This is a genomic window from Aquiflexum sp. (genome assembly GCF_041749095.1).
Lineage (GTDB): Bacteria > Bacteroidota > Bacteroidia > Cytophagales > Cyclobacteriaceae > Aquiflexum.
Genome location: NZ_JBGTCA010000078.1, coordinates 1 through 2,384, shown reverse-complemented (window position 1 = coordinate 2,384; position 2,384 = coordinate 1). Strand labels below are relative to the sequence as shown.

Here is a 2,384-nt window from a genome sequence, read left to right as displayed (position 1 = left end):
TAACAATGGTCAGTGAGAGTGATCCAAATGTAAATTCTCTTGTCATATCATTGAGATCAACAGATAGAATTGAAACAGGTATAGAATATGAAATGCAGGACCCATTGACTGTCAATGATGTCGATATTGCCCGGATTGCTTTGGTTTACTTTGATGAAAACAAAAAAGCTTTTGGCGCATCAAAATTAAAAAATGTATCAGGTGTGAGGGACGATGCGAAAGTAAGATTTTCCCAAATTTCTACAGCAGGAAGTTATGGTACCTTTTCTGCTGTTACATTTGATATGGAAGATAGAGGCGAGCTGGGTGCCCGAACAGCTGTATTTATTACAGATGGAGAGTTTTTTCTTCCCGTTTTCGCCTCACTATTGTAATACAAATTCATATAACAACTCCCACAGAAACACACTCCTCGTGGCGCACCAGATGAACACAGAAAATTATCAGCGGAAATCAGCGGTACCTGCGGGAGAATTTTTCCCGCTGATTACGCAGATGAACGCAGAAAAAGGTTGATTCTTTGCGGTCTCCGCGTGTTTCTATTTTTGGCGGTCTTTGCGCGGAATTTTTTTATTGGGAATCGTACAGATTGTTCTCGCAAAGCTCAGAAAGGCTTTTGTTTCATCAATCACGACCGATATGCACCAATGCATCTCCGGCATTGACAACGGGATTGTTGTTCAATCCTACCACATATCCATTGCTTGGGCTTTTCACCGGTACTTTTACCTGACCATAAGGATCAGTGATTTTGGCCATCATTTGTCCTTTTTTTACTGAATCACCCAATTGGACAGAAGATGCAAATATTCCGGAAACTTTGGCCCTTGTCCAGGAGCTTTCTTTGATGATCAGCGTATCCTTTGGGTCGGGATCTCCTTTTATCATGCCCAAATGAATCAACAATCTTCGCGTTCCTGCAACAGCCTCCTCCACGGCGTAATCATCCATCCGCATAGATTCTCCTCCTTCGTACACCAAAATATGCTTTCTTCTTTTATATGCCTCCTTTCTAAAGGTTTTGTCAATGTGGGGAGAGTTAAGAATAAAATGGGTGCCAAAGGATTTTGCCAGTTCCAATGCTTTTGTATCTTTAAAATCCACCCGGACCTGGGGATAGTTGGAAATCATTCTCCCTCCGGTGTGAATGTCAATACCATAATCGATAAGAGGAATAATTTCATTGCTGAGAATAAAGGCAATCTGGGAGGCCAACGAACCTCGTTTGCTACCCGGGAAACTTCGGTTCAGGTCTCTTCCGTCTGGAAAGGTGCGGCTGTTGCTCAAAAACCCATAAACATTTACCAAGGGAATAAAAATCAGGGTTCCCTTTTCAGGATTGAGTTGGTCTTCTTCGAGCATTCTTTTTACCGCCACAATGCCGTTGATTTCATCCCCATGCACACCACCTGAAATCAGTACCACGGGACCCTCCTCTTTTGCCCTTTTGATAAAAATGGGTAAATCAATCAAAGTGTGGGTGGGAAGTCGGGCAATGGCAATGGCAATATTGAGGGTCTGGCCGGGTCTGATTCGAACCCCGTTGATAACCATTTCTTTCATAAATTTTTATTGATAAAACTGGTATTTGCGGTTAAGCTTTCTAATGGGTTAAAATCTTCCTTAATTCGCAATTACATTTTGAGACCATGAATATACAAGAAAACATCTCGTTGCAGCCATTCAACACCTTTGGAATTGATAAAAAGGCAAGATATTTTGTTGCTGCACAAAACGAAACCATAATTAAAGAAGGAGTCCGAAAAGCCCGGGAGCTCAATCTTCCGCTGATCATATTGGGTGAAGGAAGTAACATTTTATTGACAAAAGACCTAAATGCATTGGTCTTGAAAATAGAAATAAAAGGAATTGAAATACTGGAGGAAAATGATGAGGAGGTGTTGGTATGTGTGGGTGCAGGTGAAAACTGGCATGGATTGGTTATGTACTGTATCGATAAGGGTTGGGCCGGAGTTGAAAACCTTTCGCTGATTCCCGGAACTGTAGGTGCCTCACCCATGCAAAATATCGGCGCATACGGGGTGGAGTTAAAGGAGGTATTCCACCATCTTTCTGCTATTCACAGGGAAACTTTGAAGGAAAGAAAATTCAGTTTTGATGATTGTAGGTTTGGATATCGGGAAAGTGTGTTCAAAAATGATTTAAAAGATCAATATATAATTACCAGGGTAATATTCAGGTTAAAGAAAAAACCTGTATTTCAAACCAGCTATGGAGCTATTTTACATACCCTATCCGAAATGGGCGTGGAAGAGCTAAGTATTGATGCCATTAGTAAAGCAGTGATTCACATTAGAAAAAGCAAACTGCCCGACCCAAAGAAAATTGGTAATTCCGGCAGTTTTTTCAAAAACCCAACTGTA

General features: G+C 41.1%; 2 protein-coding genes and 1 pseudogene. 2 read left to right on the top strand and 1 reads right to left on the bottom strand.

Annotated elements, in window-relative coordinates; all coding sequences use genetic code 11:
• Positions 1 to 374 (top strand): annotated as a pseudogene (locus tag ACEW8O_RS04475) (hypothetical protein); the annotation flags it as partial.
• Positions 375 to 624: 250 nt separating this feature from the next.
• Here the strand turns inward: ACEW8O_RS04475 and ACEW8O_RS04470 are convergent.
• Entirely contained in the window at positions 625 to 1,563 is a 939-nt protein-coding gene (locus ACEW8O_RS04470; RefSeq protein WP_373493424.1) for a succinylglutamate desuccinylase/aspartoacylase family protein, read from the bottom strand.
• Positions 1,564 to 1,649: 86 nt separating this feature from the next.
• On the opposite strand from ACEW8O_RS04470, the gene murB reads away from it, so the two are divergent.
• Positions 1,650 to 2,384, top strand: a 735-nt coding sequence (gene murB / locus ACEW8O_RS04465; protein ID WP_373493423.1) for a UDP-N-acetylmuramate dehydrogenase, incomplete at its 3' end; no start/stop codon positions are given.

What these genes read in the sequence shown, in the direction of transcription:
- ACEW8O_RS04470 (WP_373493424.1), bottom strand. Translation starts at nt 1,563, where the DNA reads ATGAAAGAAATGGTTATCAACGGGGTTCGAATCAGACCCGGCCAGACC.